The sequence below is a fragment of the Nonomuraea glycinis genome (genome assembly GCF_014646515.1).
Classification (GTDB): Bacteria; Actinomycetota; Actinomycetes; order Streptosporangiales; family Streptosporangiaceae; genus Nonomuraea; species Nonomuraea glycinis.
The window spans coordinates 610580-635154 of the sequence record NZ_BMNK01000002.1; the positions used below are offsets into that span (position 1 = coordinate 610580).

Annotated in this window: 19 protein-coding genes; 7 read left to right on the top strand and 12 right to left on the bottom strand. The window is 71.1% G+C overall.

Annotation, left to right across the window (positions count from 1 at the left end; all coding sequences use genetic code 11):
• Window positions 1-31: 31 nt before the first annotated feature.
• A complete protein-coding gene (locus IEY87_RS08135) occupies window positions 32-2197 on the bottom strand; it encodes a transglycosylase domain-containing protein (RefSeq protein ID WP_189137855.1) in 2166 nt (721 codons plus the stop codon).
• Between the two features lie 226 nt (window positions 2198-2423).
• Here IEY87_RS08135 and IEY87_RS08140 point away from each other — a divergent pair, with 226 nt between their 5' ends.
• Entirely contained in the window at window positions 2424-3380 is a 957-nt protein-coding gene (locus IEY87_RS08140) for a sporulation protein (RefSeq protein WP_189137856.1), read from the top strand.
• A gap of 15 nt (window positions 3381-3395) precedes the next feature.
• On the opposite strand, the gene IEY87_RS08145 is transcribed toward IEY87_RS08140, so the two are convergent.
• Together IEY87_RS08145 and IEY87_RS08150 are read right to left on the bottom strand one after the other, a co-directional pair.
• A complete protein-coding gene (locus IEY87_RS08145) occupies window positions 3396-4556 on the bottom strand; it encodes a glycosyltransferase family 4 protein (RefSeq protein ID WP_189137857.1) in 1161 nt (386 codons plus the stop codon).
• Window positions 4553-5425, bottom strand: coding sequence for a sulfotransferase family protein (locus tag IEY87_RS08150; protein ID WP_189137858.1), 873 nt, complete (start codon window positions 5423-5425; stop codon window positions 4553-4555). Before IEY87_RS08150 ends, IEY87_RS08145 begins: the two co-directional genes overlap by 4 nt.
• 182 nt (window positions 5426-5607) lie before the next feature.
• Between IEY87_RS08150 and IEY87_RS08155 the strand changes: the two genes are divergently transcribed.
• Window positions 5608-6267, top strand: a complete 660-nt coding sequence (locus IEY87_RS08155) for a potassium channel family protein (RefSeq protein ID WP_189137859.1) — start codon at window positions 5608-5610, stop codon at window positions 6265-6267.
• Window positions 6268-6465: 198 nt separating this feature from the next.
• Window positions 6466-7563, top strand: a complete 1098-nt coding sequence (locus IEY87_RS08160; protein ID WP_189137860.1) for a sialidase family protein — start codon at window positions 6466-6468, stop codon at window positions 7561-7563.
• A 1-nt stretch (window position 7564) separates the two neighbouring features.
• Here the strand turns inward: IEY87_RS08160 and IEY87_RS08165 are convergent, their stop codons facing one another.
• The 3 genes from IEY87_RS08165 to IEY87_RS08175 form a co-directional block, all read right to left on the bottom strand.
• Window positions 7565-9289, bottom strand: coding sequence for an HAD-IIB family hydrolase (locus tag IEY87_RS08165; RefSeq protein WP_189137861.1), 1725 nt, complete (start codon window positions 9287-9289; stop codon window positions 7565-7567).
• Window positions 9290-9319: 30 nt separating this feature from the next.
• A complete protein-coding gene (locus tag IEY87_RS08170; RefSeq protein ID WP_189137862.1) occupies window positions 9320-10546 on the bottom strand; it encodes an MFS transporter in 1227 nt (408 codons plus the stop codon).
• 166 nt (window positions 10547-10712) lie between these two features.
• On the bottom strand, window positions 10713-11699 hold the full coding sequence (locus IEY87_RS08175) for an endonuclease/exonuclease/phosphatase family protein (RefSeq protein ID WP_189137863.1): 987 nt from the start codon (window positions 11697-11699) through the stop codon (window positions 10713-10715).
• Between the two features lie 190 nt (window positions 11700-11889).
• Here IEY87_RS08175 and IEY87_RS08180 point away from each other — a divergent pair, with 190 nt between their 5' ends.
• Window positions 11890-12372 carry a metallophosphoesterase family protein gene (locus tag IEY87_RS08180; RefSeq protein ID WP_189137864.1) on the top strand — a complete coding sequence of 161 codons (483 nt, stop codon included), beginning with the start codon at window positions 11890-11892 and terminating at the stop codon, window positions 12370-12372.
• Window positions 12373-12442: 70 nt separating this feature from the next.
• A complete protein-coding gene (locus tag IEY87_RS08185; protein ID WP_189137865.1) occupies window positions 12443-13237 on the top strand; it encodes a hypothetical protein in 795 nt (264 codons plus the stop codon).
• Window positions 13238-13240: 3 nt separating this feature from the next.
• Here IEY87_RS08185 and IEY87_RS08190 read toward each other — a convergent pair whose 3' ends face one another.
• Window positions 13241-13468 (bottom strand): hypothetical protein, encoded by a 228-nt coding sequence (locus tag IEY87_RS08190; protein ID WP_189137866.1) that lies wholly within the window; start codon window positions 13466-13468, stop codon window positions 13241-13243.
• 74 nt (window positions 13469-13542) lie between these two features.
• Complete coding sequence (gene ctaD / locus IEY87_RS08195; protein ID WP_225277728.1) at window positions 13543-15177, bottom strand: aa3-type cytochrome oxidase subunit I; 1635 nt, start codon at window positions 15175-15177, stop codon at window positions 13543-13545.
• A 192-nt stretch (window positions 15178-15369) separates the two neighbouring features.
• On the opposite strand from ctaD, the gene IEY87_RS08200 reads away from it, so the two are divergent.
• Window positions 15370-16179, top strand: coding sequence for a DUF1206 domain-containing protein (locus tag IEY87_RS08200; RefSeq protein WP_225277692.1), 810 nt, complete (start codon window positions 15370-15372; stop codon window positions 16177-16179).
• Between the two features lie 76 nt (window positions 16180-16255).
• Here IEY87_RS08200 and IEY87_RS46965 read toward each other — a convergent pair whose 3' ends face one another.
• From IEY87_RS46965 to IEY87_RS08215, 4 genes are all read right to left on the bottom strand, one after another.
• On the bottom strand, window positions 16256-17206 hold the full coding sequence (locus tag IEY87_RS46965) for a D-ribose ABC transporter substrate-binding protein (RefSeq protein ID WP_308112988.1): 951 nt from the start codon (window positions 17204-17206) through the stop codon (window positions 16256-16258).
• Window positions 17207-17212: 6 nt separating this feature from the next.
• Window positions 17213-18175 (bottom strand): ABC transporter permease, encoded by a 963-nt coding sequence (locus IEY87_RS46970; protein WP_308112989.1) that lies wholly within the window; start codon window positions 18173-18175, stop codon window positions 17213-17215.
• Window positions 18165-19667, bottom strand: a complete 1503-nt coding sequence (locus tag IEY87_RS08210; RefSeq protein WP_189137868.1) for a sugar ABC transporter ATP-binding protein — start codon at window positions 19665-19667, stop codon at window positions 18165-18167. Before IEY87_RS08210 ends, IEY87_RS46970 begins: the two co-directional genes overlap by 11 nt.
• A gap of 109 nt (window positions 19668-19776) precedes the next feature.
• Window positions 19777-21321 carry an MFS transporter gene (locus tag IEY87_RS08215; protein WP_189137869.1) on the bottom strand — a complete coding sequence of 515 codons (1545 nt, stop codon included), beginning with the start codon at window positions 21319-21321 and terminating at the stop codon, window positions 19777-19779.
• A gap of 64 nt (window positions 21322-21385) precedes the next feature.
• Between IEY87_RS08215 and IEY87_RS08220 the strand changes: the two genes are divergently transcribed.
• Window positions 21386-24532, top strand: a complete 3147-nt coding sequence (locus IEY87_RS08220; protein WP_189137870.1) for an ATP-binding protein — start codon at window positions 21386-21388, stop codon at window positions 24530-24532.
• Window positions 24533-24575 lie beyond the last annotated feature (43 nt).

The following is a 24575-nucleotide window of genomic DNA, read 5'->3' on the forward strand; positions in this document are numbered from 1 at the left end:
GTCCCCGGTCGGCCGGGGACCCTCTGCGCGCTTACCTGCCGCCGGGCGGATCCGCGAGGGTGAAGTCGTCGTCCCCCACGTCGGGCAGGTCATCGGGCCCTCTGCGGTCCTCGTCGGGCTGCTGCCGCACGGGCGCGCAGCCCTGGCCGCAGCCGCCGAAGCGAGCCGAGTCGATCGGCGGGAACGGCGTCGCCGGGACTCCCTTCAGGGCCACCAGCATGGTGTCCTTGAAGATGGGGCCGGGCACGCTGGCGCCGAAGACCGAGCCGTAGTAGCGGCCGCCGATGGTGACGTTGTTCAGCTTGTACTTCTGCGAGCCGCGCGGGTCGCCGATGCTGACCGCACCCGCCAGATCGGGGGTGAACCCGGCGAACCAGGCCGTGGCCTGGGCGTCGGAGGTGCCGGTCTTGCCCGCCACGGGACGGCCGATGCCGCCGACCCCGCGCATCGTGCCCTCGGTGAAGACGCCGGTCAGCACGTTGGCGGCGGCGTCGGCCACCTCCTTGTCCATCACCTGCTTGCACGTCGGCTGATACTTCTTGACCTTGCCGTAGCGGTCGGTGATCTGGGTGACGACCATGGGCTCGCAGTATTTGCCGCGGGCCGCGATGGAGGCGTAGGCGTTGGCGACGGTCACCGGGTCCATCTCGTTCGTGCCGAGCGTGAACGTGGAGAACTCCAGCAGGTCCAGGCCGTCGGCGCGCTTGATGCCCAGCGACTTGGCGGTCTTGATGGTGTCGCAGAGGCCGACCTTCTCCTCCAGCTTCATGAAGAAGGTGTTGACCGAGCCCCAGGTGCCCGTCTGCAGCGTCTTGAAGCCGCCCGACCCCTCGTCGTTGGTGACGGTGTGTGTCGGGTCGGCGATGCTCTCGCCCTTGCAGTTCTTGAACGTCGAGTAGAACGGGGCGCGATAACCGGCCCCCACCGAGAAGCCGTCGTTGACCTTCATGCCCTCCTTGAGGGCGGTGAGCAGGGTGAACGTCTTGAACGTCGAGCCGGGCTGGAAACCGGTGCCCCCGCCGTGCTCCGCGTCGGCCACCACGTTGTAGGACATCTCGTTCTTGCGCTTGGAGTTGCCGTACTTGCGGCTGGCGGCCATCGCCTTGATCTGCCCGGTGCCGGGCTCCACCAGGGCCTCGGAGGCGACCGGGTGATCGGAGGCGAAGACGTGCTTCTTGATCGCGGCCTCGGCGGCCTTCTGCATCTTGGGGTCGAGCGTGGTCTTGATCGTCAGGCCGCCGCGGTTGAGGAGCTGGGCGCGCTGCTTCTTCGTCTTGGCGAAGACCGGGTTGCGGAGCACCTCGGCGCGCACGTACATGCAGTAGTACGGATAGCGGCTGGCCCCGCAACCGCCGGGCAGCTCGGTGCCCTTGTAGCCCAGCTTCTTCTTCTTGGCCGCCTCGGCCTCTTCCGGCGTGATCTTATCGAGCTGGTCCATCCGGTAGAGCACCAAGTTGCGCCGCTCGAGCAGCCGTTTGCGGTGGTCCTTGCCGAGGTTGGGGTCGGTCCTGTTGGGGTCCTGCACCGCGCCGGCCAGGGTGGCGGCCTGCGCCAGGTCGAGCTCAGAGGCCTTCACGCCGAAGAACCGCTTGGCCGCGGCCTCGATGCCGTTGGCCCCCGCACCGAAGTAGGCGATGTTGAGGTACTTCTCAAGGATCTGGTCCTTGGTGTACTTCTTCTCGATCGCCATCGCGTAGCGCAGCTCATTGAGCTTGCGGGCGTAGCTGGTCTCCAGGGCCTTGGCCTTCTCCTCCTCGGTGTCCGCGGAGTTGTACAGCACCTGCTTGACGTACTGCTGGGTGATGCTGGAGCCGCCCTGGGCGACGCCGCCCGCCGTGAAGTTCTTGGCCAGGGCGCGGATGGTGCCCTCGATGTCGATGGCGCCGTGCTCGTAGAAGCGGAAGTCCTCGATCGAGATGATGGCGGTCTTCATCACCTCGGAGACGTCGGCCAGCGGGATGACCTCGCGGTACTCCTCGTAGAACTGGGCGATCTGGTTGCCCTTGGCGTCCAGGATCTCAGTCTTCTCCGCCAGCGGCGGCTCTTTCAGGTCCTCGGGCTTGAGGTTCAGGTCTTCTGACGCGGTGATGAACATCGCGCCGGCGCCGCCGATCGCCGGTAGCGCGATGGCCGCCGTCAGCACGCCCGCGGCGGCGGCCGCTCCCGCCAGTCGAAGGATGTTCGAACCACGGCTCATGTGATAGAACCTCCCTTTCGCCATGAGAACCACTTCAAACCTTATAGGCACGGCGATTCAGCTGACTCCGTATAGGGGCGAATGCCGCAGTGGCGGACGTCACCCGGCAGACCAGGACGCCAGATCCGGTCAAGATACGCCACCGACCGCGGGTTTCCGGGAACCCCGGGAACTTGGTGATCGTTTCAGGTACGGTCGCGAGCCGTACCTGAACGGAGAGTATGCAGTGGTATTCAAGAGAATGCTGGGCGCCTTCGGCGTCGGAGCCCCCTCGGTGGACACCGTCCTCACCACGCCGCGGGTGCGGCCGGGTGGCACGCTGACGGGGCAGGTGCGGTTGAAGGGCGGCGAGTTCGACGCCGACATCGAGCACGTGACGCTGGGGCTGGTCGCCCGTGCCGAGGTGGAGCACGCCGAGGGCGAGCACAGCGGCGCGGCCGAGCTCTACCGGATGCGGGTCTCCGGCCCGTTCAAGCTCGCCAAGGGCGAGGACAAGGTCATCCCGTTCGAGACCCCCGTGTCGTGGGAGACGCCGATCAGCGAGGTGCGCGGGCAACCGCTGACCGGGATGGCGCTGGGTGTCCGCACCGAGCTGGCCATCGCCAAGGCCGTCGACAAGGGCGACCTGGACCCGATCTCGGTCGAGCCGCTGCCCTCGCAGGAGCGGGTGCTGGAGGCGTTCCTGGCGCTCGGCTTCACCTTCAAGTCGGCGGACCTGGAGGCGGGCCAGATCTACGGCGTCCGCCAGGAGCTGGCCTTCTACCAGGAGATCGAGTTCTACGGCCCGCCCGGACGGATCAAGGAGGCGGAGCTGACCTTCGTCACCGACGCCGACGGGATGGACATCGTCATCGAGGCGGACAAGCGGTCCGGGCACGGATCGAGTGACGCGATCGGCCGGTTCCGGGTCCGCCACGAGGAAGCGCTGCGGATGGACTGGGTCGCCGAGCTCGGCGACTGGCTGCGCAACCTGGAGCAGCACGGGCACGGCAGCCATCACGGTGGCCATCACGGCGAGCATCACCATCACGAGGAGCACCACCACCACGGCGGCGGCGGAATGGGCGGGGTGGGCGGCATGGTCGCGGCCGGCGCCCTGGGCGTGGCCGGCGGACTGGTCGCCGGCGAGATCATCGAAGAGGTGTTCGAGGGCGACGACGAGGGCGGGGACGGCGACTGGTAGCCGCCGTCCGCTTCGTCAGGCGTTGACCTGTTCGCCGTGCAGCAGCTCGGTGAACAGGTTCTCCCACATCGGCATCACGACGTCTGGCGCGTAGGCATGGGCGGCCGCGGCGGCCGCGGCGCCCATCTCCAGCCGCCGCCTCCGGTCGGACACGACCTCCCTGAGCGCGACGGCGAGCGCGTCGGCATCCCTCGGCGGCACCAGGATCCCGTCGACGCCGTCGGTCAGCACGTCACGCGGCCCGGTGGGACAGTCGAAGGCGACGATGGGCAGCGCGTGCGTCATGGCCTCGATCATCACCATCGGCAGCCCCTCGAACCGGGAGCTGAGCACGTAGACGGAGGAGGCGGCCAGCTCCTCATCGAGGCGCTCGGTGCGGCCCATCAGCGCGATGTGGTCCTGCATGCCCAGCTCGTCGATCTTCGCGGACAGCTGGGCCTGCCTGGGGCCGGTGCCGAAGATGCGCAGCCGCCACTCCGGATGCTCCGCCACCACCTGGGCGAAGGCCGGGATGAGCAGGTCGAACCCCTTCTGGGGCACGAGCCGCCCGGCGGCGACCACGATCGGGTTGTCCTGCCTGGAGTGCCGCTGATCGGCTTTGTGCACCGCGTTGGGAATCGACACGATCTTGGACTTCGGCAGCAGCTCCTGGTATTCGAGCTGGTTGGTCCTGGTGAGCACGGCCACCGCGTCGAACCGGTCGTAGTAGCGGCCGATCTCCCGGCGGATGGTCTCCGGGTAGGCGTTCAGGTTCATGTGCTCCTGCGCCACCCGGATCACGCCCTTGCCGGCGCGGCGGGCCGAGATCAGGTTGAGCGCCGGCCGGGTGGTGACCAGGATGCCGTCGGTCAGCCCGGCGACGTAGTCCATGACCGCCTTCTCCACCCGCTCGGTGAAGTAGTCGGCGGCGAACTCGCCCCGCGGCACCATCTTGCCCCGCACCCTGCGCCAGGCCTTGCGCCGCAGCGAGTCGGCCTGCCTGCCCTCGCGCTGGTCCACCAGCGTGCTGAGGCGGACGCTCGGATGGATGGCGAACTGCGGCTTGCCACGCCGGCGCACCACACTGACGATCTCCACGTCGTGCCCGGCTTTGACCATCGCGTTGGCCTGGTTGATCACCGTACGGATGGTGCCGCCCATGCCGTAGGCGTGCAGCATCAGGTAACGGATCTTCACGGCAGATACCCCCAGCTCCGGCTGATGGGCTTCAGCGACTCGGGGATCGACTCCGGGTCGGGGAGCTCACGGCCGGGCTGTACGGTGCCCGAACGGATCTTGTCTCGCCAGTCGCCCAGGCCCTTCTGGATGACCGTCTGCTCGCCGTACGAGAGCATCTGCGGCTCCCAGTCCAGGCCGAGGAACGCGCAGATCTCGCGGGTCACCCGCTCCGGATCGGCGCTGAGGTCTTCGTAGCGCACGGTCAGGCCGGGCAGCGCCGCCTTGGCCCGCTGTACGGCCTTCATGTAGCGCAGCGCGTCCAGCGCGGCCTCCTCCGGGGTGCGTTTGTCGGGGCTCGCCTCGTGCCAGGACGTCGCGATGGAGGCGGGGTGGCGCAGCAGGAAGACGAAGCGCGCGTCGGGCCAGCAGGTGGCGATGCGCTCGTGGGCGAAGGCGTTGGCGGGCGTTTTGTCCACGATGAACCGCTTGCCGCTGCGGTGCAGCTCCCGATGCAGCACCCGGTCCCAGAGGAGATGCTCAAGGTCGGCCTGGTTGTGACCGAGTGCCGCCATCGCCTTCTGTGCCAGGCTCGTGCCGAAGTCCACCCGCAGCCGCCGTACGTGAAGCTCGTGCGGGGCGTGCAGTGCCGAATGGGCGTTGAGTATCGCGCGGAGCAGGGTGGAGCCGGACCGCACCGGCGAGATGATGAAGACGGGTGCGGTCAGCAACCGGTCGGCCCGCGGGTCCGCGGGCGGCCGGACCTCGACGTCGCTCGGCTTGGCCGGCGTCGGCGCGGACGCCTTGACGATCCCCTGGTTCCCTACTCGGTGGATCTGGATTCCGGTGAACCTGACAAGCGCCTTGTTGATCTTACGCTGCCAGCTCATGCCGAGGGACACTACCCAGCGTTCCTGGTAGTTACCTGGCAGCCTTAGGGCAGGTGGAGCAGGCACGGGAGGCGTCACGGTTTGCGGCTTTCAGGGCGGATATCCTCGGGTGCATCGTGTCGCTGTACGGCCCGTCGGAAGACCCGTGGAGCCTCACGTCCTACCTGAGGAGCGGATCATCGTTGGCTGAGAGAAGCAATGACCCGGTCGTGGTGATCGGCCTCGGCCGGTTCGGCAGTTCACTGGCTCTCGAGCTCACCCGGCGCGGCACCGAGGTGCTGGCCATCGACAACCGGCCCAAGATCGTGCAGGGCCTCGCGGGGAACATCACCCACCTCGCCACCGCCGACGCCACCGACCTCGACGCTCTGCAGCAGCTCGGCGTACCCGACTTCTACCGGGCCGTGGTGGCGATCGGCGACCTCGAAGCCAGCATCCTGACCGCTTCGCTGCTGGTGGAGCTGGAGATCGACGACATCTGGGCCAAGGCGGTCAGCCAGCAGCACCGGCGCATCCTCAGCCGGGTCGGCGCCCATCACGTGGTGTTGCCCGAGCACGACATGGGGGAGCGCGTCGCCCACCTGGTGGGCGGGCGGCTGCTGGACTACATGGAGGTGGACGAGAACTTCGCGCTCATCAAGACCCGGCCGCCGAAGGAGTACGTCGGCCTCCCGCTGGGGGAGTCGGGGCTGCGGCGCAAGTACGGCGTCACGGTAGTGGCGGTCAAGAAGGAGAACGAGGAGTTCACCTACGCCACCGCCGACACCGAGCTGTCCTACGGCGACATCATCCTCGTCTCGGGCCGCACCGACCAGGTGGAACGCTTCGCCGACCTCAGCTGAGCCGCCGACCTCAGCTGAGCCGCGACCTCGGCTGGACCGCCGACCTCGGCTGGACCGCCGACCTCGGCTGGACCGCCGACCTCGGCGGAGCCGCGGTCATCCGTCGGCCGTACGGCGTTCGCGTCGCCGTCACTCGCCGTTCCAAGCCGTCGATCTAGGGTTTCCCCTCGGAGCGCAGCCCCGCGACGGGAGGACCCCATGGCAGAGCGCCACCCCACCTCGGTGCCGTACCGGGCGGGCACGGACGGCTATCACACCTTCCGCATCCCGGCCGTGGTGGTGACGCGGGCGGGCACCGTGCTGGCCTTCGCGGAGGGACGGCACGGCTCGGCCGGCGACTCCGGCCACATCGACCTGGTGCTGAAGCGCTCGACCGACGGCGGCGGCACCTGGGGCGAGCTGCGGGTGGTCGCCGCGGAGCCACGCCAGGGCACCGTGGGCAACCCCGCACCGGTCGTGACCGCCGACGGCAGGATCATCCTGGTCTCGGTGCGGCAGGGCCCCGCGGCCACCGAGAAGAAGATCAGGCGCGGCGAGGTGGCCGCGGCCGACGGCCGCAGGGTCTACGTCCAGCACAGCGACGACGACGGGGTCACCTGGTCGGCGCCGCGCGAGATCACCGAGAGCGTGAAGCGGCCGGCCTGGCGCTGGTACGCGACCACCCCGGGACACGCCCTGCAGCTGCGCCACGGCCCGCACGCCGGCCGGATCGTGGTCCCCGCCAACCACTCCCTGCCGCCGGCCAAGGGCGACGACGGCACCGAGGGCCAGTACAACGGCGGTCACGCGCTGCTCAGCGACGACGGCGGCGAGAGCTGGCGGATCGGCTACGTCGACGACAACCCCGACGGGTACGTCAACGTCAACGAGACCACGGCCGCCGAGCTGCCCGACGGCCGCCTCTACCTCAACACCCGCACCGACTCCACCGCCCCCGGCACCCGGGCCGACGCCTACTCCCTGGACGGCGGACAGACCTTGGAACTGCCCTTCCGCCCCCAGGCCGGACTGGTCTGCCCGGTGGTCGAAGGCAGCCTCCTGCACCGGGAGCCGGCCGGCCCGCTGCTGTTCTCGGCCCCCGCCGCCCCGGACGCCCGCGCCGTCCTGACCCTCCGGGCCAGCGACGACGACGGGCTCACCTGGCGTCCCGTGCACACGGTCTCGGGCCTGCCCGCCGCCTACTCGGACCTGACCGCGGTGGACGCGGGGACGATCGGGCTGCTGTACGAGACCGGCGACTTCGGGCCGTACGCCTCGATCGCCTTCCGCCGGATCGCGGCGACGGAGCTCGCCTGAGTCAGTCGTCGTGGTCGGGGTCGTACGTGGTGGGCTCGGCCGGCAGGGTGTAGCGCTGCTCGATGAGGTCGGCCACCTGGCGGAGGCTGTCGTCCGGCTCGTCCCGCTCCACCGCCGCGACCTCGTCGGCCAGCTCGTCGTCACCCAGCTTGTCGCGGATCCAAGAGGAGTAGTCGCCCTGCCTGAGGTGGTGGGTCCAGGTGCCGTCGTCCACCCCTTCGGCGAGCTCGACGAACGTGTGCAGGTTGCGCGCACGCAGGCGCAGCCGCTCCTCGGGGCCGGTGAAGTAGAAGCTCTTGTCCTTCGACATGGTGCCGGCCGCGTACTTGCGGCGGTGCCTGGTGCGCTGCTGGCGGGCGGGCGCGATCCGCACCCGCTGGGCGGTGTCCGCGGCGGTCCGCCACAGGACGATCCCGTCGCCGTCGCCCTCGATGTCCGGAGCCGAGCGGCCGAGCGCGCCGGCGAAGGCCGACAGCGTGGCGCCCGGCTCCGGCCCGACCGCGATCACGCTGTCCACCAGGGTGAGCGCGGCGGGGCTCAGCGCCTCGGGATGCACGGTGATCATCAGCATCGAGCCGACCTCGCCCACGTCCTTGATCGGCACCTCCTGCAGCTCGGCCGGCATCAGATGGTGCGCCTCGTCCACCACGACCCAGTGCGGATGGCCCAGCCTGGCGCGCAGCGCGGTCAGCCGGGGCAGCAACTCGGTGAAGAACGCGGGCCGGTCCCGCAGCGGCAGCCCGATCATGTTCACCACCGCGCTGCGCTCCGGCGACTCCAGCAGCCGCAGCACCTCTTCCACGCTGGGCGGCCGGTCCGGCTCGCCGAGCACGGCCACGTCGGGGAACTCCGCGTAGTCGCCCTCCGGGTCGATCACCACGCACTGGTAGTCGTCCTCGACGAGCCGCTCGATCAGCGCCGTGGTGGCCGTGGACTTGCCGCTGCCCGACGGCCCCGCCACCACCAGGCCGGTCCTGTACGGCGAGAGCCGCACCTCCTCGTCGCCCTGCTCGTTCTCGTGACCGACCAGCACGTCATGGCGCGCCACTTCGACCTCGTCGAGCTCACCCGACAGCAGCAGCGAGGCGAGCTGCTCGACCCCCTTGCCCGCGTCGTGGTCCAGCGGCAGGTCGCACTGCCGCCGCAGGGCCGGCACCGCGTTGGCGACCGCGGCCCCGCACTCGGCGGCGGTGAGGAAGGCGTGGTCGTTCTCCGCATCACCGACCGCCACCACGTTGTGGCGGGACATTTGCAGCCGGACCAGTGCGGCGGCCAGCCCCGAGGCCTTGTTCACGCCCGGCGGCAGCACCATCACGGCGCCCTTGTTGCGGATCACCTGCAGCTCCAGCCCCAGCTCCCGGATCGCCTCGTGCACCTGCGCGTCGTACGGCTCCCGGGTGGCGACCACGACGGCGCCGACGCCGAGCGGGGTCGCCCCCTGAGCGCGTAGCCGCTCGACGAGCTCGGCCGGCGGGGCGTCGGCGAGCGGCTCTCTGGTGCGCTGCCCGGGGTCGTAGAGCAGCCCGCCGTTCTCGGCCACGACCAGGTCGAACAGGTCGGTGTGCGGGAAGACCGTCAGCAGGTCGTCGAGCTCCCGCCCGGTGACGAGCAGCAGCTTCCTGCCCGAGCGGGAGACTCGTTCGAGGGTCTTGACGGTGTGCTCGTCGACCTGGCCCAGGGTGGCCAGCGTGTCGTCGTAGTCACAGGCGAGCACGTGATATCTCATGGGCGGCCCGTACCCGAGGAACGTCGTGGTTCACGTCCCGCTCTTCGCGGGTGCGGGCCTTCGACGATCGACCTGGTCCCGCCGTCGCAGGACCAGCCAGAGCGCGACGAGCACGTACGGCGCGGCGAGCACGGCGAAGCCCACGCCGTGGCCGGTCATCGACGAGACGGTGCCGTACCCGGCGTAGACGAACAGGGTGACCACGTTCGTGCCGAGGCCGGCCACCGAGGTCACCGTGGCGCGGCTCGGGCCCGTGATGCCATCCTGCAGCCGGGCGTCGGCCACCACGCCGGACATCTGGAACAGCCCGAACGCCACCGCGATCGGCACGATCCCCGCCGGATGCCCGCTCAGCGCGCCGCCCGCCATGGCCAGCGCGGCCGCCACCAGCGTCACGGCCAGCCCGCGCTCCGTCAGCCGTCGCGCGGCCCCCGCCAGCAGCCCGCCGCCGGTGGCGCCGATCCACACGATGAGCACCAGCACTGGAATGCCGGTGGCGGCCACCCCCGCCTCCGTGCCGAGGAAGGGGACGTACTCCTCCAGAGCGCCCCAGATCGCCGTCACGACGGCGAGCAGGATCACGGCGTGCAGCACTCGCCGGTCCCCTCGCGCCTCGGCCAGCCCCGCCTTCATGGTCGCCCAGTAGCCGAGCTCATCCTCGGCGGTCGCGGTGGCGCGGTGCTCGCGGAAGGCCAGGGCGGTGGCCGAGCAGAGGAGGCAGGCCAGGACGCTGGCCGCGCCGACCGCGAGATAGCCGCCGGCGGCGAAGACCGGGATGGCCAGGGCGATGGCCAGCGCGTTCGCGACCAGCCCGACCGACGAGGCCCGGCCCATCACCTGGGCGTACCGCCCGGCCTGGCCGTGCCGGTCGAGGCTCTCGTACACCAGGGCTTCCATGGCGCCCGAGACGAGCGCGCCGCACGCGCCCCAAAGCACGAAGCCGACGGCGAAGGCCCAGTAGGACGGGAAGATCACCCACAGCGCGAAGCCCGTCGCGGCGAGCAGCTGACCCAGGCAGAGCAGCAGCCGTCTGGAGACGGTGTCCGCCCACGCGCCGGAGGGCACCTCCAGCACCATGCCGGTGACGGACCAGATGACGAACAGCGAGGTGATCTCGGCGACGGACAGCCCGGTGTCGGTGAACAGCAGCGCGTACACCGGGTAGAGCAGGACGAATTCATCGAGGAACGTGTAGACGTACAGCGTGCCGGCCAGCCGGTCCGCGGGCGCGCTGAAGACACGGGTGAGCGAGGACATGCGTGAGGCCTTCCGAAGGGAGGATCAGGGACTCCGAGCGCCTGTCGCCTCGGAGGCCCGCGTGCCCCGCGTCGGCCTCTGGTGATGCATCAATGTCGCCAGGTCATGTCTGCGATGGTAATCGAGCCACCGCGCCGGCGCCTGTCCTTAAAAGCGCGGCCCGCGCTCATGAGGGCAGGCGCAGCTCGGCGAAGACCCCTCGATGGTCGGTGCCCGGCACGTCCAGCACCTCGACGGCGCGCACGCCGGCCCGCCGGTCGGCCAGGACGTGGTCGATGGTGATGAACGGCGGCATGACGCGTACGTTCGGCCAGGTCGGGGTCAGCGCCTGGCCCACCTGGCGGGCGGCGTCGTGATAGCCCTTGGCCAGCAGGTCGCGCATGGCCCGGTGGTCGAGACTGGCGTTGAAGTCGCCGGCCAGCACCCGGATCGGGCCCGTCGTGGGCGGCGGGAGGGCGGCCAGTGAAGCGTTCCATTCCTCGACCATCCTGCCCAGCGGCGGGTTGGGGTGGACGGCGACCACCTCCACCTTGACCCCGGACGGCAGCGACACCTCGGCGGCCGGCATGTTGTGCCCGATGGGCGTGAAGAGGCCGTGCAGCTCCCTGAGCGGGTGCCTGCCGTACAGGCCGCTGCCGGAGGCGCCGCGCTCGTCGAGCAGCACGCGGTGCGGCAGCAGCGCGGGCAGTCCGGCCGCGTCCAGCGCGGCGACCTGCGCGTAGGTGAGCTCCAGCGCGCTGAACACGTCCGGCTGCAGCCGCCGCACCAGCTCGACCACGGCCCGCGCGTCCGCGCGCCCGAACAGGTTGATGGTCAGCACCTTGAACGACGTGCCGCCGGTGGCCGGCTCGCCCGCCGCGAACGCCCTGGGCAGCACGGTGGCCGCCAGCGTCACGCAGGCCGCCAGGGCCACGATCGCGGCCCGGCGGTCGCGCCGGACCAGCGCGACGGCGACGATCAACGCCGGCACAGGGCTGTACGGGGTGAGCGTCATCAACTGGGTGAGGAACGATCCACTCTCGGCCCCGGTGACCCGGACGACCGCCCAGCCCGCCAGGAAGACGACGATCAGCCAGGACAGCCAGTGCCTGCGGCGTCGTGGCGCGACCTTCCCGCCGTCCGCCTCCTGACCAGCCTCGACCGTGATGCTCACGCGTGCCGCCGTTCGGTTCGATCCTGACCTTGCTCAGTGGAGCCTAAGCGGCACAGGGGGCGAGCGACGCCACCAGGGTCCGTCATCAGCACGTAAGGTCTCGGTCCGAACGGGCTGCGCGTCCGAGCGGGCCGGGAACGCGATGGACGCTCCCAGCGCCCCGGCTTCATGGGTGGGTAGTGATGCTGGGGTGAGAGTGGTGGCGCTGTCGGACACGCATGCTCCCCGGTACTGGAAGTCCTGCCCGCCTCGGGTGGCCAAGCAGCTCAGGGGCGCCGACGTCATTCTGCACGCCGGTGACGTGTGCGTGGCGTCCGTGCTCGGCGAGCTGGCCGAGTACGCGCCGGTCCACGTGGTCAAGGGCAACAACGACGGGCCGGACGTGGCGGCGCCCGAGACCCTGGAGCTGACCCTGGACGGCCTGCGGGTGGCGATGATCCACGACAGCGGCCAGGCCAAGGGCAGGCCGGCCCGGATGCGCCGCCGCTTCCCCGAGGCGGACCTGGTGGTGTTCGGGCATTCGCACATCCCGCTGGACGAGTCCGCCGACGGGTTGCGCATCTTCAATCCGGGCTCGCCGACCGACCGCCGCCGTCAGCCGCACGGCACCGTGGGGGTGCTGACCGTCGAGCGCGGCGTGCTCGTCGAGGCCAGGATTGTCCCCGTGACCTGAGTGGTTCATGGGTGACCGTCCGGGTAAGTCACGAAGAGTAATCATTCGGACACGATCTGGCAGGCGCAAAATGGATCATGTACGGCGGATCGCGCAGGCCGTGCTGTACGAACGCCATCTGCCCTGGCCGCCGGACCGGCACCCGTGGGCGCCCGGGGGCCTCCACCCTCCGGCCGCCGGCGGCGCGCACGCCGGCGGTCCATGGCAGATGCAGACCCAGTGCCTGGTCGAGGCCGGTCCGGCCGACACCGTGGACGTGCACGTACGTTTCCTGCACGTCATCACCCGGGAGGTGGCCCGCGCCCGCGGCGGCGAGCTGGAGCCGGTGGCGGAGCTGAGCGTCGACGGCACCCGGCACCGCGCGGGCCAGGAGGCCCGGGAGCGTGAGGAGGCGGTGTCGGGGCTGGAGCTCGGCCGGCTGGCCGGCGCGCCGCGGGTGATGGAGATCGACGTACCGGCGGACCAGGAGGCCATGTGGCTGATCGGCGCGGACGGCCCGGCCGGGGCCGTGCTGCGCGGCTGGGAGGAGCTGCGCGGCCGGGTCGAGGTCCGCGCCGAGCCGCTGCGTGCCCGGCTCTTCCGGCTCACCGTCCGGGTGGCGAACACCACCGCGTGCCGGGGTGCGGCGCGGGCGGAGGTGTGGAAGCACACGCTGGTCTCCGCGCACAGCGTGGTGCACACCCGTGGCGGGCGGTTCGTCTCGCTTCTGGACCCGCCTGAGAAGCTGCGCCCGCTGGCGGAGGGCTGCCGCAACATCGGCACCTGGCCGGTGCTGGTCGGGCGAGCGGGCGAGCGGCACACCATGCTGTCGGCGCCGATCGTCCTGCACGACCACCTGGACGTCTCGCCCCGGCAGCCCGTGTGAGCGTCACCGGGGCGCCCGCTCCGCCGCGATGATCAGCACCACCCCCAGGGCCGCCAGTGCCAGGTTCGCGAAGAGCTCGTAGCCGGTCAGGAGGTCCACCCTCGGGATGATCACCCGGTTGAAGAAGTTCAGGACGATCCCCATGACGGGCTGGACGAACACACGGTCGATGGCCCCGCTGAACCCCTGGAGAGCCAGGACCACGCCTGCGAACTGGATGGCTTTGCGCATGACCGAAACGCTAGACGGCGGGGTCCTGATCCGGATCGGACCTGCGTAGGCGGTCGAGTGACGAAAGTATGCGGTCAGGGCTCGATCTCTTCGCGCCGGTGCGACATGTGCGGGTGATGCAGGTCGAAGGCCGGCCGTTCGGACCGGATCGTCGGCATGAAGGAGAAGTTGTGCCGGGGCGGCGGGCAGGAGGTCGCCCATTCGAGTGACCCGCCGAACCCCCACGGGTCGTCCACCGTCACCTTGGGCGCCTTCCTGGCCGTCCTCCACACGTTGTAGAGGAACGGCAGCGTGGAGGCGCCGAGCAGGAACGCCCCCACGGACGAGATCTGGTTGAGCGTGGTGAAGCCGTCGCTGACGCTGTAGTCGGCGTAGCGGCGGGGGAAGCCCAGCATGCCGAGCCAGTGCTGGACCAGGAACGTGGTGTGGAAGCCGACGAACAGCATCCAGAAGTGGACCTTTCCCCAGCGGTCGTCGAGCATCCGGCCGGTCATCTTCGGCCACCAGAAGTAGAAGCCGGCGAACATCGCGAACACCACGGTGCCGAAGACCACGTAGTGGAAGTGCGCGACCACGAAGTAGGTGTCGGTGACGTGGAAGTCCAGCGGCGGCGAGCCGAGGATCACCCCGGTCAGCCCGCCCAGCAGGAACGTGATGAGGAAACCGATCGCGAACAGCATCGGCGTCTCGAAGCTCAGATGGCCGCGCCACATCGTGCCGACCCAGTTGAAGAACTTCACCCCCGTGGGCACCGCGATGAGGAACGTCATGAACGAGAAGAACGGCAGCAGCACCTGCCCGGTGGGGAACATGTGGTGCGCCCAGACGGTCATCGACAGCCCGGCGATCGCGATCGTGGCCCCCACCAGGCCGATGTAGCCGAAGATCGGTTTACGGCTGAAGACCGGGAACACCTCGGTGACGATCCCGAAGAACGGCAGCGCGATGATGTAGACCTCGGGGTGGCCGAAGAACCAGAACAGGTGCTGCCACAGCATCGGCCCGCCGTTGGTGGCGTCGAAGACATGGGTGCCGAACTTGCGGTCGGCCATCAGCGCCAGCAGCGCGGCGGCCAGCACCGGAAAGGCCATCAGCACGAGCATGCTGGTCAGCAGCACGTTCCAGGTGAAGATCGGCATCCGGAACATGGTCATGCCGGGCGCCCGCATGCACACGATCGTGGTGAAGAAGTTGACCGAGCCCAGGATGGTGCCCAGCCCGGACAGCACCAGTCCCATGATCCACAGGTCGCCGCCCACCTGTGGGCTGTAGGTGGAGTGGGACAGCGGGGTGTAGGCGGTCCAGCCGTAGTCGGCGGCGCCGCCGCTGACGAAGAACCCGCTCACCGCCATCAGCCCGCCGAACAGGAACAGCCAGTAGCTGACCATGTTGAGCCGGGGGAAGGCGACGTCGGGCGAGCCGATCTGCAGGGGCATGATCACGTTGGCGAACCCGGCGAACAGCGGTGTCGCGAACAGCAGCAGCATGACCGCGCCGTGCATGGTGAACAGCTGGTTGTACTGCTGCGGGTTGACCACCTGCATGCCCGGCTGCCACAGCTCCGCCCGGATGACCATGGCCATCAGCCCGGCCACGAGGAAGAACGAGAAGGAGGTGATCAGATAGAGGTAGCCGATGACCTTGTGATCGGTGGACGTCAGCCAGTTGACGATCACCGTTCCGGTCCGGTCGCTGCGGGCCGGAGCCACCGGCGAGGTCGGCTGCTCGCGGTCCGACGGCTTCTTGATCGTCACGTGGTTCCCTCTCATACGCCAGACGTACGCGCATGATTACCCACAGTCATCTCTGCGTACGCCCATGACTCGTCCGCTGATCGGCCGTGCCTATCCGTCCCGAATCCGGGCACAGAAGGTTTTCCCCTCGACCCCTTTGGAGGACCGGTGAGTACTGCGCAGAGCGCGAGAGCCGCGGCGCGGCGGGCGGCCGACCACCCGATGCTCGACCGGCTGGCCCGCGTAGGACTGGCCTGCCGAGGCGTGCTGTACGCGCTGATCGGCGTGCTGGCGATCCAGATCGCCCTCGGCGGCGGCGCGGGGGAGCAGGCGGACAAGGGCGGCGCGATCACCACGGTGGCCGAGCTGCCGTTCGGGGCCGTGCTGCTGTGGGTGATGGTCGCGGGCTTCGCCGCGCTGGCGTTGTGGCAGGCCTCCGAGGCGATCTTCAGCCACCAGAAGGCCTTCGACCGGGTCGAGGCGGCCGGCAGGTCCGCCGTGTACGTGCTGATCTTCAGCACGTTGCTGAGCGTGCTGCTGGCCGGCCGGGCCGCCTCCGAGGACGAGAAGTCCCAGGACATCACCGGCAAGCTGCTCGACCTGCCCGCCGGGCAGTGGATCGTGGGCGCGGTCGGCCTGGGCGTCATCGCGCTGGGCGTCTACTGGGTGTGGCAGGGCGTCGCCAAGAAGTTCCGCGAGGAGCTCAACCTCGGGCAGATGTCCGCGCGGGCCCGCTCGGTGATGGAGAAGCTCGGCCTGGCCGGCTATGCGGCCCGGGGCGCCATCGCGGGCCTCGCCGGGATCTTCATCGTCCAGGCGGCGATCACGCACGACAAGGACAAGGCCGGTGGCATCGACGCGACGCTGCACGCGTTCGCCGAGACCCCGGCGGGCCCGTGGCTGCTGGTGGCGGTGGCGGTGGGGCTGATGCTGTTCGCCGGCTACTGCTTCGGCGAGTCCCGCTGGCGCCGCACCTAGGACGTCAGGGAACCAGGACGTCAAGGAACCAGGACGTCAAGGAACCAGGACGTCAAGGAACTAGGACGTCAAGGAACTAGGACGTCAGGAACTCTGCGACGTTCTCCTTGGTCGCCACCTTCACCGGCACGGCCATCGTCTTCTCCAGGGTCGCGCCGCCGGCCGCCTTCACCGCCGCGTCCACGGCCTGCTGACCGAGCAGCCTGGGCTGCTGGGCGATGGAGGCGGCCAGGGTGCCGTTCTGGATCGCGGTCAGGCCGTCCGGGGTGCCGTCGAAGCCGACTACCTTGACCTGCTGCCCCGCCCGGTCGCCGAGCGCCTTGATCGCGCCGAGCGCCATCTCGTCGTTCTCGGCGAAGACGCCGGTGACGTCCGGATGGGACTGCAGCAGGTTCGTCATCACGTCCAGGCCCTTGGTGCGGTCGAAGTCGGCCGGCTGCCTGGCCACCACCTTGATGCCAGGGAAGGCCTTGATGCCCTGCTCGAAGCCCTGACCACGGTCGCGGGACGCCGAGGTGCCCGGCGTGCCCTGCAGGACGATGACCTGGCCCTTGTCGCCCAGCTGCACGGCCAGCTCCTCGGCGGCCAGCTTGCCGCCGGCGACGTTGTCGGAGGCCACGGTCTGGGCCACCTGGGCGCCGGTGACGCCACGGTCGGCGGCGATCACCGGGATGCCGGCACGGTCCGCCAGGGTGACGGCCGGCGCCGCCGCGTTGGAGTCGACCGGGTTGATGATGATCGCTTTCATGCCCTGGCTGGTGAAGTTCTGCACCTGGTTCACCTGCTGGGAGGCGTCGTTCTGGGCGTCGGTGACGGTGAGCGCCGCGCCGAGCTTGGCGGCCTGCGCCTGCGCCCCGTCGCGCAACTGCACGAAGAACGGGTTGTTCAGCGTGGAGACCGACATCCCGATCTTCACGCCTGCCTGCTCCCCGCCGCCGGACGAGCCACCCTCCGAGCCGCACCCGGCCAGGCCCAGCGCCAGCGCCACTCCTGCCACGACGATCGCGGGCGTCCGCATGATGATCATCCCCTTCTAGTACGTTCCCCTGCGGCGCAGGGTGTCGACCAGGACCGCCAGCGCGATCACCGCGCCGATCACGACCTGCTGCCAGAAAGCCGATACGGAGAGCAGGTTGAGCCCGTTGCGCAGCACGGCCAGGATGAGCGCGCCGACGAACGTGCCGAGCGCCTTGCCCTTGCCGCCCGACAGGCTCGCGCCGCCGATCACCACGGCCGCGATCGCGTCGAGCTCGTAGCCCGCGGCGGCCTGCGGCTGGGCGGAGGCCAGGCGGCTGGCCAGCACGATGCCGGCGACCGCGGCGAAGGCGCCCGACAGCCCGTAGGTGATGAGCAGCTGCCGGTCGACCTTGATGCCGGACAGCCGGGCCGCCTCCTCGTTGCCGCCGATCGCGTACATGGCGCGACCCGTGTACGTGCGGTTGAGTATCACCGCGGCGATGACGCCCATCACCACCATCACGATCACCGGGATCGGCAGGTAGCGGCCGAGGTTGCCGCCCAGGGCGGACACGGCTTCCGGCATCGCGATCGGGCTGCCCTGCGAGATGACCAGTGCCAGGCCGCGGGCGATGCCGAGCATGGCCAGCGTGGCGATGAACGGCGGCAGCTTCCCGTACGCGATGAGCGAGGCGTTGACCAGCCCGGCCATCACGCCGACCGCCAGCGACACCACCACGGCCACCGGCCAGGCCACCCCCGCGTCCGTGGCCGTCCAGGCCAGGGTGATCGCCGAGAGCGCCGCGACCGAGCCGACCGACAGGTCGATGCCGCCGGTGACGATGACGAACGTCGAGCCGAAGGCGAGGATCGCGGTGACGGCCGCCTGCACCCCCACGTTGAGCAGGTTGGTCAGGCTGAGGAAGTCCGACGACAGCAGCGACAGCGCCACCACCAGCACGACGAGCGCGGCCACCGCGCCGTTCTCGGCGAGCCAGGCGGCCGCCGGGGAGCGGCGGGCGAGCACGTTACCGGGCACGACTGCCCTCCACTTCGGTGACCGCCAGCGCCATCACGTCGTCCTGCGTGGCCTCGCCCGCGGCCAGTTCGCCGACGAGCCGGCCCCGCGCCATGACCAGGATCCGATCGCTCATCCCGAGGATCTCCGGCAGATCGCTGGAGATCATCAGCACCGCGCGCCCGGAGTCGGTGAGCTCGTTGACGAGCTGGTAGATCTCGACCTTCGCCCCCACGTCGATGCCGCGGGTCGGCTCGTCCAGAATGAGCACGTGCGCGTCGGCGACCAGCCACTTGCCGATGACCACCTTCTGCTGGTTGCCGCCGGACAGGGTGCGGACCTCCTGGTTCAGGCCCGTCATCCGGATGGCGAGCTGATCGGCCACCTTCGTCGCCGCCGTGCGCTGCCCCTTGCGGTCCACGAAACCGGCGCGGGTGGCGTCGCGCAGGGTGACCAGGCCCAGGTTCTCGCCGATGTCGGCGGTCAGCACCAGGCCCTGCCCCTTGCGGTCCTCCGGCACCAGCCCGAGCCCCGCCTCCATGGCGGCGTGCACGTCGTGCGGCGGCAGCCGACGCCCCCGTACGGTGACCTCACCCGAGTCGTAGCGGTCGGCGCCGAAGACCGCCCTGGCCACCTCGGTGCGGCCCGCGCCCACCAGCCCGGAGATGCCCACCACCTCACCGGCGCGCACCTCGAACGAGACGTCGTCGAACGCGCCCCTGCGGCTCAGCCCGGTCACCTTGAGCAGGGGCTCGCCCAGCTCGGCCGGGCGGCGCGGGAACTGCTGGTCGATCGGGCGGCCGACCATGAGCCGTACCAGCTCGTCCTGGGCGGTGTCGGCCGGCACCTCGGCCACCGAACGGCCGTCGCGCAGCACCGTCACCCGGTCGCCGATCGCGGCGATCTCCTCCAGGTGATGGGTGATGAACGCGACCGCCACGCCCTCGTCCCGGAGCTGCCGGACGAGGACGAAGAGCTTGTCGACCTCGCTGGTGGTGAGCACCGCCGTCGGCTCGTCCATGATCAGCACCCGGGCGTTCAGCGCCAGCGCCTTGGCGATCTCCACCATCTGCATCCGGGCGATGCCCAGCCTGGCGACCGGCGTGCGCGGATCGACGTCCACCTCCACCCGGGCCAGGAGCTCTCGCGCCTGCCGGACCATGGCGCCCTTGTCGATCAGCCCGAACCTGCGCGGCGGCCGGCCCAGCGACAGGTTCTCCGCCACGCTCAGCTCGGGCACCAGGTTGAACTCCTGGTAGATGGTGGAGATGCCGAGCCGCTGGGCGTCCCCGGCCGTGCGGATGTCCACCTGGCGGCCGTCCATCAGCACCCGGCCCTCGTCAGGGCGGTAGGCGCCGGACAGCATCTTGATCAGCGTGCTCTTGCCCGCGCCGTTCTCACCCAGCAGTACGTGCACCTCGCCGGGACACAGGCTCAGATCCACCCCGTCCAGGGCCTGTACGCCGGGGAAGCCCTTACGCAGGCCCTCGGCCCGGAGTATCGGCTCGCTCACCCTGTGGTCCTTTCCGGCCGAGCGACCGGCGAATCACATATGCGCAGGTAGAACGGCTGAAGGCCACCTGCCCGCCCACGCACGGGCCGCACCTCGGGCGCCCGGACCGTCACCGCCGCAGGCACTCTCCATCCTCGATCGGGGCGGTGCCGCGGTCGCGGAACGCGGTGCGGGCGAGGGCGGCCAGGCCCAGCGCGATGACGGCGCTCACCACCCCGACCACGTTCAGCCCGGCGATGAACGCGGCGTGCGCCGACTCCAGCAGCTCGGCTCCGGCGTCTGCGGGCAGGTCCGCGGCGGTGGCCAGGGCGGCGGGCAGGGTGTCACGGGCAGCGGCGGCGGCCTCGCCGGGCACCCCGTCCGGCACGGTGACGAGCGCCCGGTAGACGGCCGTGCCGACGCTGCCCAGCAGCGCGACCCCCAGCGCGATGCCGAGCTCGCCGCTGGTCTCCGACAGGGCCGACGCCGCACCGGCCTTCTCCGGCGGCGCCGAGCCCATGACCAGGTCGGTGCCCAGCACCATCATGGGCGCGACGCCGAGGAAGGCGATCGCCATGCCCGCGACCGCCGTGGCCGGCGAGCCGTCCACCAGGGCGAGCAGCAGATAGCCGACGGCCGCGAGCGCCAGCCCGGCCCCGATGAGGTGCCCCATCGGCATCCGGCCGGCCAGCTTCGGCGCGAGCAGCGAGCCGGCGATCGTCAGCAGCGTGGCCGGCAGCAGCCAGACCCCGGCTTCCAGGGCCGAGAGCCCGGCGACGAGCTGCAGATACTGGGCGACCATCAGGAACCCGCCTCCGGTGGTGACCACCGCCAGCAGCATGATCGCCAGTGCCGCGGCGAACCCGCGTTCACTGAACAGCCGCAGGTCCACCAGGGGCACGTCCAGCGTGCGCTGCCGCCGCACGAACCAGATGCCGAACAGCGCTCCGGCCACCAGGGCCGCCAGCGCCAAGGGGCGTGGACCGTCCTTGGCCAGCTCCTTGAGCCCGTAGACGACGGGCAGCAGCGCGGCCAGCGACAGAGCCACGCTGACCAGGTCGATGCTGCCCGGCTGTGGATCACGCTGCTCGGGGAGCAGCAGCGGTGCGGCGAGAAGCAGCAGCGCCATCACCGGCACCCCGATCAGGAACGCCGACCCCCACCAGAAGCGCTCCAGCAACAGGCCGCCGACCAGCGGGCCGATCGCGGTGCCGCCCATGAAGGAGGTCATCCACACGCCCACGGCCATCGCCCGCTGCCGTGGATCCTTGAACATGGTGCCGAGCAGGGCCAGCGTCGAGGGCATCAGCGTCGCCCCTGCCACGCCGAGCAGCGCCCGGGAGACGATCAACATGCCAGGGCCGGTGGAGTAGGCGGCCAGCGCCGAGGCCAGGCCGAAGGCGGTGGCGCCGATCATCAGCAGACGGCGGCGGCCGATCCGGTCGCCCACCCAGCCCATGGTCACCAGGAATCCCGCGATCATGAACCCGTACACGTCGAGGATCCACAGCAGCTCGGTGCCGCTGGGGGCCAGGGCCGCGCTGAGGTGCGGGACGGCCAGATGGAGCACGCTCAGGTCGAGGGCGAGGAGCACGGTGGGCAGCGCCAGGACGGCCAGGCCGGCCCATTCTCTCCGCCCGGCGCGCGAAGCGTTCGTCGTAGGGTTCGTCGTCATGGGGGCGAGCGTGCCCTGGCCGGCTCTCGGTTTCCGGTCGGTCGTCTGTCGGTAACGTGGCGGTATGCGATTCGGGGTGCTCGGCCCGTTGCGGGTGTGGACGGCCGAGGGGGAGGACGTCGCGATCGGTGAGGCGAAGGTCCGCGTCCTGCTGGCCGATCTGCTCGCGCACGCCGGGCATCCCGTCCCCGTCCACCGGCTGGTCGGTGACCTGTGGGGAGAGGAACTGCCGGCGAACCCCGCGGCGGCGCTGCACACCAAGGTCTCGCGGCTGCGCGGGTCGCTGGGGGCCGCCGGGCTCGTGGTCAAGCAGCCGGGCGGCTACCTGCTGCGGGCCGAGCCCGAGACGGTGGACGCCGGCCGGTTCGAGGCGCTGGCCGGGCGCGCCCGCCGGAGCGAGGACCCGCGCGAGCGCGCCCGGTTGCTCGGTGAGGCGCTCGCGCTGTGGCGAGGTCCCGCGTTCGACGGCTTCGCGGAGGAGCCGTTCGCCAGGAGCGCCGCCGCACGCCTGGAGGAGGAGCGGCTCCTCGTGCTGGAGGAGCGGGCGCTGGCCCGGCTGGCGCTCGGCGAGCATGCCGAGGTGGCCGCCGAGCTGGCCGGCCTGGTCACCCGCCATCCCCTCCGCGAGCGCCTGCACGGCGTGCGCATGCGGGCCCTGTACGCCGCCGGGCGGCAGAGCGAGGCGCTGGCCGGCTATCTGGACCTGCGCGATCGGCTGGTCACCGAGCTCGGCGTCGATCCCTCCCCGGAGCTGTCCGAGCTCTACGAGGCCATCCTGCGCCAGGACCGCGGACTCACCCCCACCACCCGGCGCGACAACCTCCCGGCCCAGGTCACCGACCTCATCGGCAGGGACGACGACGTCAAGGGCGTGCGCTCCTCGGTGGCGGGCGGGCGGCTGGTGACGCTCACCGGTCCCGGCGGCGTCGGCAAGACGCGGCTCGCGGTCGAGGCCGCCACCGGAATGATCGGCGACTTCGCCGACGGCGTCCGGCTGGTCGAGCTGGCCTCCCTCGACCCGCGTGGCGGTCCGGACGCGCTCGCCGGGCTGGTCATGAGGGCGCTGGACATCCGCGACGACGCCCCCGGCCCGCTGACCCCCGCCGAGCCGCTGGACCCGCCGGACCGGCTCGCCGCCGCCCTGGCGGTCAAGCGGCTGCTGCTCGTGCTGGACAACTGTGAACACCTGATCGCGGACGTCGCCGAGCTGGCCGCTCACCTGCTGCGGTCGGCCCCCGGCCTGAGCCTGCTGACCACCAGCCGCGAACGGCTCGGCCTCCCCGGCGAGGTGGTGCTCCCCGTCACCCCGCTGGCGCTTCCGTCCGCCGTCCGGCTGTTCGTGACGCGAGCCGCCGCCACGGCGCCCGGGTTCGCGCCGGCGCCGCAGGACGAGCCCGTAGTGACGGAGATCTGCCGCCGGCTCGACGGGCTGCCGCTGGCACTGGAGCTGGCCGCCACCCGGGTGGGCGTGCTCGGCGTACGGGAGCTCGCGGCGCGGCTGGACGACCGGTTCCGGCTGCTCGGCAACGGGCAGCGCGGCGTGCCGTCGCGGCAGCGGACGCTCAGGGCGGTGATCGACTGGAGCTGGGAGCTGCTGGAGGAGCAGGAGCGGGTGGTGCTGAGACGCCTGGCCGTGCATGTCGGCGGCTGCACCCTCCAGGCCGCGGAGGAGATCTGCGGCGGCGACGGGATCGACGTGCTGGACGCGCTGGGACGCCTGGTGGACCGGTCGCTGGTGACGGTCACCGACGGTCCCCGCTACCGGCTGCTGGAGTCTGTGGCCGAATACTGCCGGGAGCGGTTAAGCGAGGCGGGGGAGGACGATCTCGTACGCGGCCGTCACGTCCGCCATTACGTGCGCCTGGCCGAGCGGGCCGAGCTGCGCGGGCGCGGTCAGAGTGACTGGCTCAGCCGCCTGGACGCCGAGGCCGGCAACCTGCGCCGGGCTGTCCGCCACGCCCCCAGGAGCCGGGCACTGTCCCTGGTCAACGCCCTGACCTGGTACTGGGTGCTGCGCGGGCGGCTCGACGAGGCCCGTTCGGCGCTGGAGACCGTGTGCGGGCGGGTCGACGAGCCGTGGCCGCCGCTGGAGGACGAGGCGGAAGGGGTCCGCGGCCTGCTGGCCGAGGCGCGGGTGTGGCAGGTCGGCGTCGAGCTGCTCCGGGGCCACGGTCATGACCGCCGCACACGCATCGAGCGAGCGCTCGCCGCCTACCGCGAGCTGGAGGACCCGTCCGGGCTGGCGCGGGCCCGCTGGTTCCTCGGGTACGCCGGGTACGGCACGGCCGAACTGGCGTTGGGCGAGGGGCTGCTGGCGCGGGCGCTGGACGGGTTCCGGGCGCTGGACGACCGCTGGGGGGAGGCGGCGGCGCTGTGCGCGCTGGCCAACACCGCGCTGGCACGAGGTGAGCTGGCGTCGGCGAGAGAGCGGGCCGAGCGGAGCGCCGCCCTCTTCACCGAGCTGGGCGACCACTGGGGGATCTCCCAGACCAGCTACCCGCTGGGCGTGCTCGCCGAGATCCGCGGCGACTACCCGGAGGCGGCCCGGCTGCTGCGCGAGGGCCTGCGGATGGCCGAGGAACTCGGCCTGTGGAGCGAGGTCTCCGACCGCCTGACCGCGCTCGGCAGGATCGCGCTTCTCGTCGGCGACTTCGACGGCGGCCGAGCCCTGCACGAGCGCGCCGTACGGCTCGCCGCCGAGCAGGCGTTCACCCCCGGCGAGAGGTACGCCCAGATCGGGCTCGCTCTCGGCGCCCGCAGGCAGGGGCTGCTGGAGGAGGCCGAACGGCACCTGCGCGAGGTGCTCGACTGGTTCCGGGAGTACGACCACTACGGCGCGACCGCCCTGCTCATGGCCGAGCTCGGCTTCGTGGCCGAGCTGCGCGGGGAGGCGGCCGAGGCCAGGCGGCTGCACGCGGAGGGGTTCGAGGAGGCTCGGGTGTTCGGGGATCCGCGTGGCCTCGCTCTCGCGCTGGAGGGACTGGCCGGGGCCGAGGCGCTCGCGGGAGCCGCGCGTAAGACCGCGGTCCTGCTCGGCGCGGCCGACCGGGCCCGCCGTTCGACCGGCGCGCCGCTCCCGCCGGGTGAGCGAGGGGACGTCGACCGGATCGAGGCGGCGGCCCGGCGCGACCTGGGGGAGGATGCGTTCACCGAGGCCTTCGACCTGGGTGCGCGGATGTCACCGGAGGAGGCCTACGCGTTCGCCGGCTGAGCGCGGCGAGCGGGGCCGCACATGCGCTTCGGGTCGGCTGTGG

Excerpts from the sequence above, each read along its gene's own strand:
- IEY87_RS08135 (WP_189137855.1), bottom strand. The coding sequence starts at position 2,197 with ATGAGCCGTGGTTCGAACATCCTTCGACTGGCGGGAGCGGCCGCCGCC.
- IEY87_RS08150 (WP_189137858.1), bottom strand. The coding sequence starts at position 5,425 with ATGAGCTGGCAGCGTAAGATCAACAAGGCGCTTGTCAGGTTCACCGGA.
- IEY87_RS08160 (WP_189137860.1), top strand. The coding sequence starts at position 6,466 with ATGGCAGAGCGCCACCCCACCTCGGTGCCGTACCGGGCGGGCACGGAC.
- IEY87_RS08165 (WP_189137861.1), bottom strand. The coding sequence starts at position 9,289 with ATGAGATATCACGTGCTCGCCTGTGACTACGACGACACGCTGGCCACC.
- IEY87_RS08170 (WP_189137862.1), bottom strand. The coding sequence starts at position 10,546 with ATGTCCTCGCTCACCCGTGTCTTCAGCGCGCCCGCGGACCGGCTGGCC.
- IEY87_RS08185 (WP_189137865.1), top strand. The coding sequence starts at position 12,443 with ATGGATCATGTACGGCGGATCGCGCAGGCCGTGCTGTACGAACGCCAT.
- IEY87_RS08190 (WP_189137866.1), bottom strand. The coding sequence starts at position 13,468 with ATGCGCAAAGCCATCCAGTTCGCAGGCGTGGTCCTGGCTCTCCAGGGG.
- IEY87_RS46965 (WP_308112988.1), bottom strand. The coding sequence starts at position 17,206 with ATGATCATCATGCGGACGCCCGCGATCGTCGTGGCAGGAGTGGCGCTG.
- IEY87_RS08215 (WP_189137869.1), bottom strand. The coding sequence starts at position 21,321 with ATGACGACGAACCCTACGACGAACGCTTCGCGCGCCGGGCGGAGAGAA.
- IEY87_RS08220 (WP_189137870.1), top strand. The coding sequence starts at position 21,386 with ATGCGATTCGGGGTGCTCGGCCCGTTGCGGGTGTGGACGGCCGAGGGG.